At 69.7% G+C, this 17,472-nt stretch carries 9 protein-coding genes and 2 pseudogenes; 1 reads left to right on the forward strand and 10 read right to left on the reverse strand.

Going from position 1 to position 17,472, the window contains the following annotated elements:
• The first annotated feature begins 68 nt into the window (after positions 1-68).
• Positions 69-692, forward strand: a complete 624-nt coding sequence (locus OR16_RS36335; RefSeq protein ID WP_006164028.1) for a glutathione S-transferase family protein — start codon at positions 69-71, stop codon at positions 690-692.
• Positions 693-699: 7 nt separating this feature from the next.
• Here OR16_RS36335 and OR16_RS36340 read toward each other — a convergent pair whose 3' ends face one another.
• The 10 genes and pseudogenes from OR16_RS36340 to OR16_RS36385 all read right to left on the reverse strand — a co-directional run.
• Positions 700-2,121: a hypothetical protein gene (locus OR16_RS36340; protein WP_006164029.1), complete on the reverse strand. Its 1,422-nt coding sequence runs from the start codon at positions 2,119-2,121 to the stop codon at positions 700-702.
• Positions 2,118-4,481, reverse strand: a complete 2,364-nt coding sequence (locus tag OR16_RS47965) for an AAA domain-containing protein (protein ID WP_337459901.1) — start codon at positions 4,479-4,481, stop codon at positions 2,118-2,120. Before OR16_RS47965 ends, OR16_RS36340 begins: the two co-directional genes overlap by 4 nt.
• A gap of 11 nt (positions 4,482-4,492) precedes the next feature.
• The gene (locus tag OR16_RS46870; RefSeq protein WP_237717358.1) at positions 4,493-8,614 is read right to left on the reverse strand and encodes a protein kinase domain-containing protein; all 4,122 of its coding nucleotides are present in this window, start codon (positions 8,612-8,614) and stop codon (positions 4,493-4,495) included.
• On the reverse strand, positions 8,611-9,300 hold the full coding sequence (locus OR16_RS36350) for a 4Fe-4S cluster-binding domain-containing protein (RefSeq protein WP_006164030.1): 690 nt from the start codon (positions 9,298-9,300) through the stop codon (positions 8,611-8,613). The genes OR16_RS46870 and OR16_RS36350 overlap by 4 nt, the downstream gene beginning before the upstream one ends.
• Positions 9,297-11,147 (reverse strand): AAA family ATPase, encoded by a 1,851-nt coding sequence (locus tag OR16_RS36355; RefSeq protein WP_043422557.1) that lies wholly within the window; start codon positions 11,145-11,147, stop codon positions 9,297-9,299. Before OR16_RS36355 ends, OR16_RS36350 begins: the two co-directional genes overlap by 4 nt.
• Before the next feature lie 174 nt (positions 11,148-11,321).
• Positions 11,322-13,491: pseudogene (locus OR16_RS36360) on the reverse strand (TonB-dependent receptor).
• Between the two features lie 167 nt (positions 13,492-13,658).
• Positions 13,659-14,129: a hypothetical protein gene (locus OR16_RS36365; RefSeq protein WP_043422559.1), complete on the reverse strand. Its 471-nt coding sequence runs from the start codon at positions 14,127-14,129 to the stop codon at positions 13,659-13,661.
• Positions 14,119-15,420, reverse strand: a complete 1,302-nt coding sequence (gene zigA, locus OR16_RS36370) for a zinc metallochaperone GTPase ZigA (RefSeq protein WP_006164033.1) — start codon at positions 15,418-15,420, stop codon at positions 14,119-14,121. The genes OR16_RS36365 and zigA overlap by 11 nt, the downstream gene beginning before the upstream one ends.
• 265 nt (positions 15,421-15,685) lie before the next feature.
• Positions 15,686-16,105 carry an RNA polymerase-binding protein DksA gene (gene dksA / locus OR16_RS36375; RefSeq protein ID WP_006164034.1) on the reverse strand — a complete coding sequence of 140 codons (420 nt, stop codon included), beginning with the start codon at positions 16,103-16,105 and terminating at the stop codon, positions 15,686-15,688.
• Positions 16,106-16,684: 579 nt separating this feature from the next.
• A pseudogene (locus OR16_RS36385) lies at positions 16,685-17,472 on the reverse strand (CobW family GTP-binding protein); the annotation flags it as partial.

The following is a 17,472-nucleotide window of genomic DNA, read 5'->3' on the forward strand; positions in this document are numbered from 1 at the left end:
CGGCTGACGGTTGCCGCGTATATTGGGCGAGGCATTGCACGCCACCAACCATTTCACACCTATCGCCCATGCTGAAGATCCTTGGAAAGGCCTCCTCCATCAACGTCCGCAAGGTGCTCTGGTGCTGCGACGAACTCGGTTTGCCGTTCGTGCGCGAGGACTGGGGTTCCGGCTATCGCGCGACCGATACGGCGGAATTCCTCGCGCTGAATCCGAACGCGATGGTGCCGGTGCTCGACGACGACGGCTTTGTGTTGTGGGAGTCGAATTCCATCATCCGCTACCTGGCGTCGCAATATGGCGATGGCGCCATCTACCCGGTTGCGGCGCGCGAGCGCGCGCGGGTGGACCAATGGATGGACTGGCAGGCAACGGAGCTGAACAACGCGTGGCGCTACGCGTTCATGGCACTGGTCAGGCAATCGCCCTTGCACCAGGATGCCGCGGCGCTTGCCGCGTCCATCGGCGACTGGTCTCGGCATATCGGCATCCTGGAGCGGCAACTGTCAGGTACCGGCGGCTATGTGGCTGGCGATCGCTTCACGCTGGCGGATATCCCGATCGGCCTGTCGGTGAACCGCTGGTACGCCACGCCGCAGCCGCATCCGGACTATCCCGCGGTAGCCGCCTATTTCGAGCGGCTTGGCGGCCGGGAGGGTTTCGTGCGCCACGGCCGCAACGGCATTCCCTGATGGGTGGCTACGCGCGTGGCAGCGTGCGCTGCAGCGGCGCAGCCGTCGCGGCGGCAGCCTGCGCGGGCTCGTTCTCCAGCGTCGCGACCCGCAATGGCGCGGCGCCCACCGGCAGCGCGCGCTCGATCTCGATACCTGCGCCACGCTGCGCCACCAGTGCCTGCAAACGGCTGAATTCGCCGCACCAGATGGTTTCGATATCACGGTCGCGGCTGGTGTCGCGTGTCTCGGAGAAGGCCACGGCGCGCACTTGCAGCCGCGCGCTGTCGCCGGCGCCACCAAGTTCCACGCCATAGCCCGGCGTGGCAGTCTTGCGCAGCGCCACCTTGCCGTGCTCGGCCCATGCGGTAGCCATGCCTTCGCGCACCTCGTAGCCAAGGCTGGCCAGGCCTCCCAGCACGGCCTCGCGGCGGGCGAGCGCGGCCTGCCGCTGGAGCAGGGTTTCGAGCATGGCTTCGCCGTGCTCGCATTGCGCGCCGATGGCGGTGGCGTCCGCTGGCTGGCGCGCGATGTCGATGGCTTTGCGCAGGGCGAGAGCGTCCCGATCCAGGGTGCCGGATCCCCACGTGCCAAGGCTGTCCAGGCGCGCCGCCAGCGCATCCAGGCGCAGCAGCCACGCGACACGCACCTGCCGCTCGCGCGCCGCCGCGGCAAGATCCAGCAACAGGCTGTCCAGCAGCATGCTGCGCCGCGCCGATGCCGTCTCGGCCTGGGCGTTGGCTGCGCGCGCCACGAAGCTGGCGGCGGCGGCGTGGTCGTCCAGTGCTTCCAGCATGCCGATGTGATGATCGATCTGGCGCAGGCGCGCATCGGTGGCGCCGGGCTGGCGCGCCTGCCATTGCGCCAGCGTTTCGGTGGGCACGCCAGCCGACAGGGCGCTGGCGAGCGCGCGCTGCGCATCGCTCAGCGCGGCTTGCTCTGCCGGCGGCGCCATCAGGGTGAAGCCGCGGGCAAGCGCAGCCTGCGCTTGCGGGCCGCGCAGGGTGCCGTCTTCGATGGCCTGCAGCGCCGTCAGCAAATCCGCCGGCAACGCTCGTTGCTGATCCCGTTGCTGATCCCGTTGCTGATCCTGCTGCTGAGCCGCGCGGCGCAACGTGGCGGCGTTCTGCATCAACTGCCGTTGTTGCTGGCGGGCCTGTCCGGCTTGCTCCGCGCAACGCTGCCGGCAGGCCTCGAGATCGCCCTGCAGGAAGGCAAGCTCAGCCGCGGCGCCGCGCTGCAGCGCATCGAACCGATCGGCTTCCAGCAGCGCCTGCAGGCCGGCGCGGCGCTCGCGCGTGGCCGCCAGCGTGGCTTGGTCGAGCTGTCCCAGGCGCTGTCCTTCGCGGCTCCAGTTGGCCATGGCGTGGTCGAGTTGCGCGAGCTGGTCGCGCCCGCGTGCGATGCGCTCTTCCCGGGTGACCACCCGGACTACCTTGGGGCCGCTCATGGCGTGGCTCCTGTCGATGCCGCATCGGCAGCGGCATGCGTGGCGGTTTTGCCCTGCGCTTCGTCCCGCTGCGCCGCTGGGCCCGTGGCGGCTTCGATCGCTGCCTTCAGGCGCGTACGCTCGCTCTCGCCGTCGTGGTACCAGCCGTGCGAGGAAACGCGGTGCACGCGCGCGATGGCGCGCGCTAGTACCGAGGGGCGCCAGATCTCGCGGGCACGAGCGCGGGCCAGCAGCGCGTGGCGCGGCGCATCGCATTCGATGCCCAGCGCATACAGGCCGGTGCGCGGGTCCTCGATGGCATAGTCCAGCCCGAAGGCGTCGCCTTCGCTGGCCGGCGCGAGCTGCCATCCGAGGCTGCGGACATAGCTGGCTACCGCGGCCTTGAAACCGTCCTGGGGCGCATCGTCACCTTCGCTGCCGGCGCTGCGCGGGCCCTCCGCTCGTTCGCCGTGGAGCCTGCCGAGCAGGCCCTCGCAGGCGGGGAATTCGCCGGCGGACAGCGTGCGGGCGTACTCAAGATAGCTTTGCAGGAAGTCGCGCGGGATGGCCGGCGCGCGGCGTGTGGACAGCATGTCGGAGATATCGGAGATGGGCATCGAGGTCACCATCACCACCTTGCGGCGCGCCCGCGTGACGGCTACGTTCAGGCGGCGCTCGCCGCCCTTCTGGCCGAGCACGCCGAAGTTGCGGCGAAAGCTCCCCTGGCCGTTGCGGCCAAAGGTGGTGGAGAACACGATGATGTCGCGCTCGTCGCCCTGCACGTTTTCCACGTTCTTGACGAACACCGCCATGTCCTCGCCGCCTTCACTGCGTTCGCGTTCCTCGCGGTAGGCGGCGCGGAACGCATCGTCGCGCGAGGCGCGTGCCTCCAGCACTTCTTCGATCAGGTCGGCCTGCTTGCGGTTGAAGGTGACCACGCCCACCGAGGGCCTCTCGGCGAACGGTGCCTGCCATAGCGTGGCGAGCAGGTCTGCCACCTTCTCGGCTTCGGCGGGGTTGGTCTGGTTCTGGTAGAGGCCGTCCACGCGGATCAGCTCAACGGGCTTGTCCTGCAGGATGCGCGCGCGCGGATGGCGCACCGGCACGCTGAGCCCGTTGCCATAGAACGCGGCGTTGGAAAAGGCGATGAGCTCGCGATAGGCCGATCGGTAGTGGATCTGCAGCGTCGCGCTGGGCAAGGTGGTGCGGGCCAGTTGCAGCAGGTCGGGGCAATCCTTGATCTCGCGCCGGTTCCACTCCTCGTCGAAGGCGTCCTGCACCGCCTCATCGGCGTTTTCTCCGGGGGTCTCGCCGTCGAACAGCTCGGCCTCGTCGCTCTCGATGCGGCTGGAGAAGAAGCTGGTCGGCGGCATCTGCTTCTCATCGCCGCTGACCACCGCGACGCGGCCGCGGAACAGGGTTGGCAGCGCGTACTCGATCGGCATCTGCGAGGCTTCGTCGTAGATCACGGTGTCGAACAGCCCGGCCTTGAGCGGCAGCACGCGGCTAGCCACGTCGGGGTTCATCAGCCACACCGGGCGCAGGGCCATGAGCCCCAGCGGCGCACCCAGCTCAATGAACTCGCGTAGCCTGCGCGCGCGCCGTCCGGTGAGGCGGGTGATGTCCTCCCATTCCTTGAGCGGGCGCACGCGGCTGCGCTCGATGCCTTGCACCAGCAGCGCGCGGTTGAGCCGGCGCATCTCGACGTCGGCGGCGGCCAGCGCGCTCACGCGCGCCTCGGTTTCGCCGCGTTCGAGTTGCAGCGCCGGGTGGTGCAGCTCAAGCTGCCGCTTCCAGGCGAGGCGCGCCTCCCGGTTGAGCAGTCGCCGCACCTCGGCCTCGAGCGTGTCGGCGGGTATCGCTTCGAGCGCTTGCTGCTTGTCGCGCAGCGTGGCGAACACGGCCAGCTCGTCAGGGCCGAGCTGGCTGGCGCGGCTGCGGAACCGCTGATAGGCCGACAGCGTGGGCAATGCCGCCGCAAGCGGCGCCGTCAAAGGTGTGCTGTCCTTGTTGCCGGCAATGGCTTCGTCGCAGGCGGCAATCCAGTCCGGCTCGCACCAGCCGGCCAGGCGTTGCAGCGCGGCGTGGCTGAGGCGGCGTGCTTCGCAGCGCGCGAAAGCAGCGTCGAATCCGGCCAGCAAGCTGACCACCGTCTCGCGGCGGCCGCTGGCGAGCGCGGCTTCGACCTGCGCGGCGCGAGGGGCTTGCGCGAGGCGATCGCACATTGCCGCTGCATCGTGCAGGCGGGCCTGCGCGTCGGCGCATAGCGCAGGGAGCGCCGGGCCGGCGTCGATGGCGGGCGCGGGCAGCGAGAGGTGTTGCAGGATGTCGCGCAGGGCCTGGCGTGGCGCGCGCCATTGCTGTTCCAGCCGCGCCGCCATGGCCAGCGTCGTCAGCCGGCTGGAATCCGCTGCGGCCGCTGCGTTGCCGCTGCAGCGTTGCAGCAGGGCCTGTTGCTTGCGCAGGCGCAGCCAGCGCGCCGGGCTGAGGTGGCCAAGCAGGCCGGAGGGCGCCGCCAGTTGCTCGGCGCGTGCGACCGCTGCGGCCAATACGCCTGCGTCGAGCGCGGCCAGCGCGGGCGACAGCACGGTATCGTGCGCGTCCTGCGGGCAGGCGGCGAGTTGCTGTTGCACCTGCGCGAGCTGCGCCAGCAGCGCGGCGCCCCGCGTGGTCGCGCCAGGGGGCGTGTTGGCCGGCGCTGCGGCCGGTGCACGGAACAGCGGCAGCCAGCGTGCCAGGTCGGCGCGGCGCCCGTCGTCGAGCGCGAGCAACGCGTCGCCATGGCTGGCGAGCCATGCGCGATGCGGGCCGGGATCTTCGACTTCGAATGCCGCGGGACGGTGCGCGAGCACATCGGCGCGCGCTTGTTCGGTTTGCACCAGGCGCGCGAAGCTCTCGCCAAAATCGGCGAGCGTGGCGCTGTCGATGGCGAAGGGCGGCGCAGGCGCGCCAGCGGGCTGCCTTCGAAACGCGCGGGCAGCCAGTAGCGGGCCAGCGGCGCGCAAGCTTCTTCCAGCGCGGCGACCCTGGCGGTGTCGAGCGGCTCCAGCCTGGCGCGCAGCGCCGGCACGTCCAGCGGCGGGCTGCCTTGTTCCAGCGCCACCAGTTCGCCCAGCAAGGCGCGGTAGCTCAGGCCGATGCGCGCATCGGCCTGGTGCAGCGCTTGCTGGTGGCGGTCCAGTTCTCCCTCCAGCGCTTCGATGCGCGCGGCGACGCGCTCGCGTTGCGCGCGCCATGCGGGCGGACCGGCGTCGGGCGTCTTCAGCAGCGCCTCGAGCTGCTCGCGCACGCCACGGATCACCGGCTCGCGGTCGCGGTTCACGTCGCTCAACATGACGATGCGCTGCTCCAGTCCTTCGGCAACCAGCCGCTTTCGCACCACGTCGAGCGCGGCCTGCTTCTGGCACACGATCAGCAGGCTGCGCTGGCGGCCGAGCGCATCGGCCACCATATTGACGATGGTCTGGCTCTTGCCGGTACCGGGCGGGCCTTCGACCAGCAGGCCCGGCGCCTGCCGCGCCTGCAACACCGCCGCTTCCTGCGAAGGATCGCTCGCCACGGTGAAGTAGCGCTCGCGCTCTGGCGGCTGCGTGGCTTCGGTGGCTCCGCTGGCTCCGCTGGTTCCGATCACGTCGGCCGCTTCGGTTGCCGCGTCGGCATCCGGCGCGGCAGCATTGCCCGCGCCCAGCCGCAACGCCGTCTCCAGCCCGGTGCCGCCGCCAGGCAGGGTCTTGAGCTGGCGCAGGTCCTCGCCGACCGCCTGGCCCATGAAGGTGACATGGAACAGCACTGCCGCGCACGACAGCGCATCCTGATAAGGCTGCACCTCCGTGTCGAGTCCGGGCAGGCGGCCCAGCACACGCTCGCTCGCGCTGGCCAGCGTGCCGAAGGCGTCCATCACCTCGCCGGCCTTGAGTGCGGAGCGCCCCAGCAGCTCGTCGGCGGCGTCGCGCCAGCGGCGGCTGGCCTCCATGCCCAGCAGCGCTTCCAGCGCCGGGTTCAGGCGCACCTCCTCGCGCTCGCCGTCGAAGGCCAGCGCTACCTGGCCCCGGCTGCCGACTTCCAGCAGCAGCCTGACCGGCCACAACAGCACTGGCGCGATGCGGGTCTTGGTGTTGCCGCGCGCGTCGCGCGTGAGCAAGAAGGGGAAGCCGAGGTAGAGGCCGTCGATGCCGGTATCGCGACGGTACAGCGTGCTGTGCCGGTATAGGCTCTGCAGGCGCAACTCCAGCTCGGGGCGCTCGCCGAAGAGCGCGGGGTCCAGCGACACAGGCTGCGCGTTGCGCTGGAGCAAGTGGTCGAGCAACGCGCCGGCGGGACGGCGCGCGCTGTCGAGCTCGCGCAGGTCGATGCGCGCGGTGGTCTTGCCGATGCTCATGCGCACCAGCGGCCCGCGCAGCACGGCGGTGGCCACCTTTTTCTGGAAGAAGTCGAGGATGTCGGCCACGTATTGCTGCTTTTGCGGCGCGAGCCATTGCTCTGGCGGCACCGCCAGCAGCACCAGCGCCTGCGCCAGCGGCAGCCGCCGCTCCAGGCGGAACTGCGCGGCCCAGCCGTCGACCGCGGCCACGCTGCTGCGCGCGAAGCCTTCCAGGCGCGCGTCCACCGCCTGCCAGATCACCTGCCGACCCTGTTCGAGCCAGGCGCGCGCCGTGTCGTCGCTGAACGCGAGCACGTCCTCGCGCCGGGCCAGCGCCGCGGCTTGCTCGACGATCGCATCGATCGAGCGGAACTGGCCGGGCGCGGCGGACAGCAGCACGATCAGGTCTTCCTCGCCAATCAGCCGGCGCTCGGCCAGCGACAGCACGCCGGCGTGGCTGCTGTCCGGCAGCAGCCGCCGGCGCGCCTCCCACAGCGCGGCGAGACGCGCGCGCGAGCTCGACAACAAGTGGATGCGCAGGCTGTCTTCGTCAAGCTCGATCTCCAGGCTGCGCGCGCGCTGGCGCACCTGGCCCGCGCGGGTCTTGAGGCGGACCAGCCAGTGCTCGTTGTCGAAGCGGGACAGCAGGTCGGGCGCCAGGCCGGCGAGCAGCGCGTAGCCCTGCAGCGGATGCTGCAGCAGCCAGCCCGGCGTGACAATGTCGCCGCGCAGGATCAGCGGCATGTCCGGGTTGAGCAGCTTGAGGGCGAGCATCAGGCGCAAATCGTCTTCCAGGCCCTCGTTGCGCGCCACTTCGCGCAGGCCGGACAGGCGCTGCGCGGGCAACGCGGCATCCTGCGCCCAGGTCACGATGACGCCGCGCCGCAGGTGGTCGCCGGCCTGGTCCCAGTTGCCGGCTTCCGCGGCGGCAAGTGCAAACTGCGCCGGGCTGCGGTAGCGCCGGCCGCCCAGTTCGATGGCGCTGGCGGCGCCGCTGTCGTGCTCTGTGGCCTGCTCGCCGCTGTCGGCGGGGGCATCGACTGCCTCGCCGTTCAGCCATGCCTGCACCTGCGGCCATTGCCAGCGCTGGTTGCGGTCTCGCGCCAGCAGGCCGCGCAGCAGCAGGCGCAATCCGGGATCGAGGTCGTCGGGCAGCGCCACACCGTTGGCCAGCACGTGGATCAGGAAAGCTTGCGGATGGATGTCCGCGAAGCAGGCGCCGCCGGTGACCTGCTCGAGCAGGATCATGCCCAGGCTCCACCAGTCGGAGGCGGCCGCGACGCCGCCGGCGATGGCTTCGGGCGCCATATAGCGCGAGGTCTCCAGCGGCGAGACGATGTCGAGGTCGAAGTCCGACAGCCGTGCCGAGCCGAAGCCGCTGACCACCAGGTCGAGCGGCTCGCGCTGGCGCACCAGCAGCGTGCCGGGGCGCAGGTCGCGGTGGCGCAGCCCGGCTTCCGAGAACACGTGCAGCGCCTGGCCAAGCTCGCGCACGATATGGCGAATCCGCTCGAGCTCGCCGGCGACGATGCCAAGGTCGGCCAGCGTGCCGCCGCTGAGTTCCTCGGCCACTTCATAGGCGCGCTCCTGCCAGCGCCCGGTGGCCAGGATCTCAGGCACGTGGGCGCGCGGCAGGCGTTGCAGCAGCGCGTAGACGGCCGGGTCGGGCTCGGCGCCGGCGCGGTAGAGTGTCAGCACGGCATGGCGCTCGGTATCGACCTGCTGCGCGGCATAGCGCTCGCGCACGCCGTCGGTGCTGGCGATGCGGCGCAGCAGGCGCCAGCCGGCGATGACGGTGCCGACGCCTTCCATGGCGCCATCGTCGGCAGCACTGTCTTGCCGGGCGACGCTGCCATCGCCAGCCTGGATGTGGCCGGTCCCGTGCGCGTCAACCGGGTCCGCGCCGCATTGCAAGCAGATAAGGTCGTCGGCGGCCATCGTGTGGCCATTGACGCAGTGGACCGTCGCCGCAACCGTTTCCGGCGCCATGTCCGCGATCGGCGCGGCAGCGGCAGCGGGTGCCGGACGCCAGCCGGGCGCATGAATCGCTTCGCCGGACAGGTCCCAGCCGCAGGGAGTCCGGGCGAACAAGCCTTCGCAGAAGATCTCCGCCAGTGAACGTTCGGTCTGGCAGTTGGGGCAAAAACGCATCATGGCTGGGAGTATCCGTTGGGTTCGGCCCGCCTGGCGGCGCGGTCCTCGGTGATGGTGATGGTGTGGCCCTGGGCCTGCAGCAGCGTGCGCAGCCGGCCGAGGTCGCCGCGCCGGGGGATGCCGGCCAGCCACACGGTACCGTCGTCGTCGAACATCAGGTCGAGCGCACGATCGTGCGCGGCCAGCGGGCGCTCGAAGGCGGCGAAGCGCGCGCGGCCAAGCGGGGTGAGCAGGTGCAGGCGCTGGTTGTCGCTGCCGCGCAGCGCCAGCGTCTGCGGCGCGTGCAGCGCGAACGGGTCGGATATCAGCGCGTCGATCAGGCCGTCGGCGCGCGCCAGCACGGGTGCCAGCGCTTCGATGGGATGGCCGCTGTAGACCAGGATGTCGAGCGGGCTGGCCGCGCGCAGCGCAGGTAGCAGCGCCAGCAGGCCCTCGGGCTGGTCGAAGGGCTCGCCGCCCGAGATGGTGATGCCCTCGGCCTGTGCCAGCCAGGGTGCCAGCATCGCCATCAACGCCGTCACGCTCACGCTGCGCCCGCTACCGGCTTGCCAGGTGTCGGCCGAGATACAGCCGGGGCAGCGAATCGAGCAGCCTTGCAGCCAGATGCCGACGCGCTGTCCGGGGCCGAGCGTGGTGACGGGGAAATGCAGGCGCGACAAAGCCAGCGCTGCCGCGGCGCCGCTCACAGGCGTTGCAGGCTGAGCTGCGTGAAGGCGCCGGTTGTCAGCCCGGCGATCTCGAAGCGCTCGCCCGGCTGCGCGTCCTGGTCGACAAGCGCGCGCGCCAGCGGGTTCAGCAGGTGGGCTTCGACCTGGTTGCGGATGCCGCGCCCACCGTTGGTGAGGTCGGCCAGGCAGCGCTCGCGCAGCGCTTGCAACGCGCCGGCGGCCAGCGTCAGGTGCAGGTCCTGGCGCGTCAGGTCGGCCAGCACGTTGTCCACCATCTGCGTGAAGATCTGTGCGGCGATATCGGCGCGGATGAAATCGAACACGATCACGTTCTCGCCGATGCGGTTGAGGATCTCCGGGCGGTTCAGCTCCAGCTTGAAGTAGCGCTCGATCTCGCTGCGCACCTTGGCCTGTACCGCTTCGAAGGGCTCGGCCGGGGTGACGTTGGCCACCCGCTGGCCATCCGCGCCGGTGCGGTAGATGCCCAGGTTGGAGGTAAACACGATCAGCGCCTCGGAGAAATACACGCGGTCGCCGCGCCCCGAGGTCAGCACGCCGTCGTCCAGGATCTGCAGGAACTTGTCGAGGATGCGCGGATGGGCCTTCTCGATCTCGTCGAACAGCACCACGGCAAAGGGCTTCTCGCGGATCGCATTGGTCAGCTCGCCGCCCACGTCGTAGCCGACGTAGCCGGGCGGCGCGCCGATCAGGCGCTGGTCGGCGTGCTCGGCGCTGAACTCGGACATGTCAAAGCGGATGTAGGCGCTCTCGTCGCCGAACAGCAGGCTGGTGATGGTCTTGGCCAGCTCGGTCTTGCCCACGCCGGTGGGCCCGGCCAGGAAGGCCACGCCGCGCGGCCTTCCGCCGCGCCGCCCGCCCCCCACGCCGGTCATGGCGCGCTTGACGATATCGAGCATGTGCGTGGCCGCATGGCCCTGGCCCTTGACCCGGCGGCTGATGAACTCGCCCGCGCCGCGGATGCGGTTGCGGTCGATCTTCAGCCAGGGGTCCTCGGTAACGCCCACCTTGTAGCGGCGCACCGCGTCTGCCACTTGGGACAGTGGCACGCCTTCTACCCGCGCCAGCTGCGCGATGGCGTTCAGGTCGAGCAGCAGCATGCCCTCGGTGTCATCGACGAAAGCCTGCTGCGCCTGCTGGATGGCCTGCGCATCGGCGTCTTGCGCGCCCGCCAGGCCGCGCAGCAGCGCCGGCGCCAGCGCGCGGCGGGCGTGGTGATCGGGTTTGGCCACCGGGATATGGCGCAGGCGCGGGTTGCCCACCAGCAGCCAGTCGGGCAGGTCGCCTTCCTTGTCGACCACCCACAGGATGCTGTTGAAGAAGGGCTTGCGCGCCGTGCCGGCCGGGCGCGAGCGGACCTGGTGCGACAGCACCAGCGCGCGGGTGAACAACTGGTGTTCGGCGGGGCTGGGGTTGTCTGCGCGCGTGAGCAGCCGCGAAGCGAAATCCACCATCAGCGCCAGCGGCTCGCCGGAGTGCGCGGCGAAGCGTTCCAGCGTGGTGCCGAGCAGGTCGATGCCGGCATTGGCGCGGCCTTCGCTCACGGTCAGGCCGAACTGCTGCAGGATGGCCTCGGCCGGTTTGCTGTCTTCGCCGGGCGCGCACAGCGCCTGGAAGCCTGCTACCGGGTCATAGAGAAAGACGTGGGCGTAGCCCGCTTCACGCAGGGCGCCGTGCATGGCCAACGCGAAGGACTGCGGCGCGATGACGCCAGGCGCCACCTCGCAGGCCTGCAGGTCGCGGACGTTGCCCGACAGCACGAACTGGCTCTTGAGCGGCAGGAAGCGCAACAGGTCGCGCAGCCAGCGCGGGCGGGTGAAGGCGGGGGCAGTGGCGGGGGCAGCCACTGAAGCGTTTGCGGGTTCGGTACCGGACATTTGCGGGCTCGGGAAGATCGAGGGGCGCGCGGCCGTGTGCCGCGCGCGCACCATGCGGATTCTATCCCCCGTGCGCGATCATGCCGGCACCGGTACCAGTTTGTTACCACGGCCGGCCGGCAAGACCCGCCTCCGCGGTGCCGCTTAGAACGTCGTGCGCACGCCCAGCTTGACGCTGCGCCCCGCCAGCGGTGCGATATCGCGCAGGATCGAGGTGGCGCTGCGGGCGTCCTGGTTGGTCAGGTTGTCGCCGCGCAGGTAGACCAGCGTCTGGGTGCCCGCCATCTTGAACTTGTACGTGATGGACACGCCCAGCAAGGTGTACGCATCGGTGGGCGTGTCATTGCCAGGCACGCGTGTCTGGCGGGCGGCGTAGGTGACGTCCGCGCGCGCGCCCCACGGGCCGGCGCCGTACACCACCGCGCCGCCCAGGCGCAGCGGGGACAGGCGCGGCAGCGGCTGGCCGGTGTTGCGGTTCTCGCCGCGCACGTAGTCCGCGCGGGCCTCCAGGTCCACCGTGTCGCTGCCGGTCAGCAGCTTCTGCCACACCCGTGCCTTGCCCTCGGCCTCGAAGCCGTACAGGGTGGCGGGCACGCCCATGTATTGCATCACCGGCAAGGCGCCAGCGCTGCCGGGCGTGACAAAATCGCCTTCCGTGTCGCGCGCGGTGCCGGTATTGGTGAGCGCCAGGTAGTTGGCGAAGCGGCTGTAGTAGCCCGACAGGCCGGCGCTGTGCGGGCCCGACTTGAAGCGCACGCCCAGGTCCAGCGAGGTGGCGCGTCCTTGGCGGCGTTGGGTCGCCCTGCTCCCACGAGCCGGTGGCCACGTGGGGGCCGTTGGCGTACAGCTCGTAGAAGGTCGGGGCGCGCTCCGTGTAGGCCAGGTTGCTGGTCAGCGACCAGGCCGGTGCCAGCTTGTAGAGCAGTCCGGCCGAGGCGCTGCCGGCATTGAAGCTGCGGCTGGCGTCGGAGAAGCGGTCGTTGCCGTTGGCCTGCGCCTTCACGCTGGTGTGGTCCATGCGGCCGCCCAGGTTGAGCTTGAGGTCGCCGCTGGCGGTCAGCGGCATTTCCTCGAAGATGAACAGCGCGGCGTTGTCGGTGTTGGTGCTCGGCACGAAGGCCTCCTCGCCAAGCGCCGAGAAGCGGGTCGAGCCGAACTGGGTGCCGATCACGCCGGTCATGTTGCCGATGCGCGCGTGCTTGGCCTCGACGCGCGCGTCCCAGCCGTTGTTCTTGAAGATGGTGCCGGTCTGCCCCGAGTCGATTTCCTTGTGCTCGTAGTCGGTGTAGCTGAACTTGCCTTTGACCGACTCGATGAAGCCGCCGGTATTGCCGGCCAGGTTGCGCGCCTCGCCTTCGAGCGCGAAGCGTTGCTGGCGCATCTGTAGCCGCACGGTGTCCTCGGCGGGGGTGCCGTATTCGTTGTGGTACTCGCTGTAGTTGGCGCCGAAGAAGCCGTCGGCCCAGGTGTAGGCGCCGCCCAGCGAGCCGCCCGACTGCTGCGCGTTGCTGTTGGGCAGGCGGCCGTAGGCCTCGCTTTTGCCTTCCGGCAGCGGCTGGCTGTTGCGCAGGCTGGCGCTGCGCGCGTAGCCGGGGATGCGCAGGTCGCTGGTCTTGCGGGCGAAGGCGTCGGCATGGATGGCGATCTGGCCATTGCCGGCCTCGAGCAGGCCGCTGGCGTTGCGCGCGCTGTCGCCGCCGGCGGTGGCGCTGGCGTCCACCGCGCCGCCGATGCCCTGGATCGGCTCCTTCGGGATGCGGTTGTCGATCACGTTGACCACGCCGCCGATGGCGTTGCCACCGTACATCAGCGCGGCCGGGCCGCGCACCACTTCAATGCGTTCGGCCACCAGCGGGTCCACGGGCACGGCGTGGTCGTTGGAGAGCGAGGAGGCGTCGATGGTGGTGCCGCCGTTCTGCAGCACCTTGATGCGGTCGCCGTCCAGGCCGCGGATGATCGGGCGGCTGGCGTTCGGGCCAAAGTAGCTGGAGGACACGCCCGGCAGCTTGTCCAGGGTGTCGCCCAGCGTGCTGCCCTGGCGCACCGTGAGCGCGTCGCCGCCGAGGGAGGAGACGGGTGCCACCAGGTCGGTGAGTTCGCTGCCCAGCGGGTTGGCCGTGATGACCACCTCGCGCAGCGTGGTGGTGGGGGCGGCGGCCGGCGTGGTTGGGCTGGCTGCTGGCGCAGCCGTCGATGCGGCCGTGGCGCTTTGCGCGAACACGCCGGTGGACACGGAAGCGGAGGCGATCAGGGCCGCCACGGCGGCCAGCGGCGTGCGCCGCAGGAGTTTGGTTTGTTGGAGGCGGAAAGACATGGCTCGCATTGTTCTTGGATGCTTTCGAGCGCGTGGCGCCAGCGTCCGGAAGCTGCCCGCGCGCAGTCCGGCGCTAAATGCGCGGGACGGCAAGGGGCAGCAAGCTTCAGGAGCGTGGCGCGAAGCGACTGGCGGCGGGCCGCGGCTTGGCAGCCGCGGCCCGGGTTTCAGGCGAGAGCGTGAACGGCCGGCGGGGCGCGCGAGCGGAAAGGCTGGGGATGTTGCAGGTCAGGCCGGCGCCAGCCTACGCTGAACGGCACCGGCGATTGCAGGTGCGTGAGCGCAGGCATGAGTGGCGTGCCGCAATGGCTGGCGGCCACGGTGGCGCCGTCGAACAAGACGCAGAAGTGTCCAGCCAGCTTGAGCGAGAGCGGCAGGTCGGGATCGGCCCGGGCGCTATCGCTGAGCGGGATCTCGATGTCGTCGTCGTTGGCGCTGGCAACCGGAAGGGCGGCCTTGCCATTGCCGGCGGCCTGCAGCATCGGGCTGAGCAGCCCGCCGTGGTGAATACGGTGTGTCAGCCCGGCATGCTGGGCCAGCAGCAGGCACAGCGCCAGCCAGAGCGCCGGCCCCAGGCCGAGGCCGCGCTCACGCCGGCGCCGCAGGCGCTGCCAGGGCCGGACGGCGTCAGTGGCCATGCCTGCCGTGGTCGTGGCCGTGGTCATCGCAACCGCAGTCGTCGCCGTGCTCGTGCTCGCCGCCGTCATCGTCCAGGCCGTCATCCCAGCTCGGGAACGGGTCGGCGTACCGCGCCCAGGCATCCGGCCCGGCAGCCATTTCCGCGTCGCTCAGCAAGCAGGCGTCCAGCAGCGCTTCGAGCGCGGGGCGGTCAAGGTCCTGGCCGATCAGCACCAGTTCCTGGCGCCGGTCGCCAAAGGGAGCGGGTTTGCCGTCCACCGTCATGTCGGCTTCGAGCTCGGCGCGGCCGGCTTCGTCGTCCGGCCATTCCGACGAGTCCAGCGCGGCCCACCAGGCGCCGGCGCCGCCGTGGCGGCATACGCCGCCGGCCTGGCCCCAGGTGCCGGCCGCGTGCATGCGCGTGGCCAGCCAGAAAAAGCCCTTGGAGCGCAGCACGCTGCCATGTTCGCGCAGCCACTCGGTGTGGATCAGGTCGGCGAAGCGCTGCGGATGGAAAGGGCGGCGGCGGCGGTAGACGAAGCTGCCGATGCCGTAGGCCTCGCTCTCCGGCACATGCTCGCCGCGCAGCTCAGCCAGCCAGCCCGGGGCCGCGGCGGCGGCGTCGAAGTCAAAGCGGCCGGTGTCGAGGATGCTGTCCAGCGGCACCTTGCCGAAGCTGGCCGGCACGATGGCCGCGCGCGGGTTGAGCGAATGCAGGATGCCGGCGAGGCGCTCGCGCTCGGCCTCGCTGACCAGGTCGAGCTTGTTGAGCACGATCACGTCGCAGAACTCGACCTGCTCGATCAGCAGGTCGACCACCGTGCGGTCGTCGTCCTCGTCGCGCGCCTGGCCGCGGTCCTGGAGAAAGTCGGCTTCGTTGAAGTCTTGCAGGAAGTGGGCGGCATCGACCACCGTCACCATGGTGTCGAGGCGGGCGATGGTGTCCAGCGCCACGCCCTGCTCATCCTCGAAGGTGAAGGTTTCCGCAATGGGCAGCGGCTCGGCGACTCCGGTCGACTCGACCAGCAGGTAATCGAAGCGGCCCTCGCGCGCCAGCTTGCCGATTTCGGTCAGCAGGTCTTCGCGCAGCGTGCAGCAGATGCAGCCATTGGTCAGCTCGATCAGGCGCTCGCCAGCCTGCGCCAGCATGCCGTCGCCAAGCAGGCGGGCGTCGATATTCACGTCCGCCAGGTCGTTGACGATCACAGCCACCCGCTTGCCTTCGCGGTTGGCCAGGACATGATTGAGCAGGGTTGTCTTGCCGGCACCGAGGAATCCGGACAGCACGGTGACGGGCAGGCGATCGGCCATGGCATCGAAGCGCGCCGGGGTTGGGTCGCGCGTTATTGCAACAAAGTTGCGACTGTATCAGAAAGCCGGGGAGAAAGCAGGCAATTCAGGGGCCGCGATGGCCGCACGAATCCCGCCGTTCCTAATGATAGGCTCGTGCCTGTGACACCACAAAGACGAAAGACGAAAGGGCGCGACGCCTGGCGGCGGCGCGCCGCTCAAGCAAAACGGCCCGGAGAACCGGGCCGTCTGGTGCGCGGGCCGTAAGCCCCCGGCAGTCGCGGAATCAGTCGCCGAACAGCTTCTGGCGCAGTTCGCGGCGCTGTTGGGCTTCCAGCGACAGCGTGGCGGTGGGGCGAGCCAGCAGGCGCGGCACGCCGATCGGCTCGCCGGTTTCCTCGCACCAGCCGTAGTCGCCGGACTCGATGCGGGCCAGCGATTGCTCGACCTTCTTGAGCAGCTTGCGCTCGCGGTCGCGCGTGCGCAGTTCCAGCGCGTGCTCTTCCTCGATGGTGGCGCGGTCGGCGGGGTCCGGCACGATGACCGTTTCGCGCAGGTGCTCGGTGGTCTGGTCGGCGTTTTTCAGGATATCGTCGCGCAGCTGCTCAAGGCGATGTTTGAAGAAGCCGAGTTGCGCTTCGTTCATGTAATCCTTGTCGCCCATCTTCAGGATTTCAGCTTCAGTCAGAAGTTTATTGCTGCTCATGGTTGCTGCTGATTCTCTTGTTGGTGCGACCGGCGGCGTCTTGGTCCGCTCGGGTGCAGTGTCCGGCCGCTTGCGCGGCGCGGAGGTTTCGCTCTGGCTGGCTGCAGACTTGCTGCTGTGCGTGCCTCCCTTGGCCTCGCCCGCACCGGCGTGCGCCGTACTGCCGCGGGGAGCAGGCGCAGCCTCCATGGACTGCGCCTTCAGCGTCTCGGCCGCAGCGTTGCTGCTTTTGCTGCGGCTTTGTTTCGTTTTCGTTGCGGCTACCATGGGACACCTCTCTCTCGCGTCGATCGATGACGGCGCGTGACGGGTGCCCCAAGCGGAGGGCGGTCTCCGCATCAAGCACTGCGACCGCACCTGCCGGCAGCCCGCCTCATGCTGACGACGACCGCCGCCCTGCATTGCGGGCGCCATGGCCAAATGAAAATGACAAAGGCTACGTTACCCGCACTAAATCCAGCCTATTGTACTTGAACAAAAAATTTGGAGATATGGGAGAAAAGCGGGGAGTTTTCCCTGATATCCCAGCCCCCCTCCGACGAGGGGGGGCGGCAAGGCGAGCGGCGCTGCCTGTCGGCCTCAGGCCAGGCAAGTGGCGAGACCCTTCAGGATGGCGTCCTTGGGCAGGTCCACGCCAATGAAGACCATCTTGGTGCCGGGGGTTTCATCGCCCCATTTGGTGCCGATATCGCTGCCCATCAACTGGTGCACGCCCTGGAAGACCACTTTCCGGTCCACCGCGTCCATATAGAGCACGCCCTTGTAGCGCAGCAGCTTTTCGCCGTAGACCGACAGGATGCCGGACAGGAATTCCTCCAGCTTGGCGTAGTTGAAGGGCTTTTCGCTGCGGAAGACGAACGAACCGATGCGGTCGGTGTGGTTGTGGTGATGGTGGTGGTCGTGCTGGTGACCGTGGCCGTATGGTCGCCATGGGCGTGCGCGTGGTCGTGATCGTGCTCTTCGGCCTCGGCACGCAGGAAATCCGGGTCGATTTCCAGTCTTTTCGTTCAGGTTGAAGCCCCGAAGGTCAAAGATCGTGTCGATTGGCGCTTCGCCAAAATGCGCCGTGCGCACGGGCGCGCGGGGGTTCATATGCAGCAGGCGGTGGCGCAGGTCGGCGATCTCGCCCTCCGGCACCAGGTCGGCCTTGGTCATGAAGATGGCGTCGGCAAAGCCCACCTGGCGCTGCGCTTCTTCCTGCTTGTCGAGCTGCTGGTTGGCGTGCTTGGCGTCCACTAGCGTGATCACGGCGTCCAGCAGGTAGCGCTGGGCGATCTCGTCGTCCATGAAGAAGGTCTGCGCTACGGGGCCGGGGTTGGCCACGCCCGTGGTTTCGATCACGACGCGGTCGAAATCGATCTCGCCGG

Source organism: Cupriavidus basilensis OR16, assembly GCF_000243095.1.
Classification (GTDB): domain Bacteria; phylum Pseudomonadota; class Gammaproteobacteria; order Burkholderiales; family Burkholderiaceae; genus Cupriavidus; species Cupriavidus basilensis_D.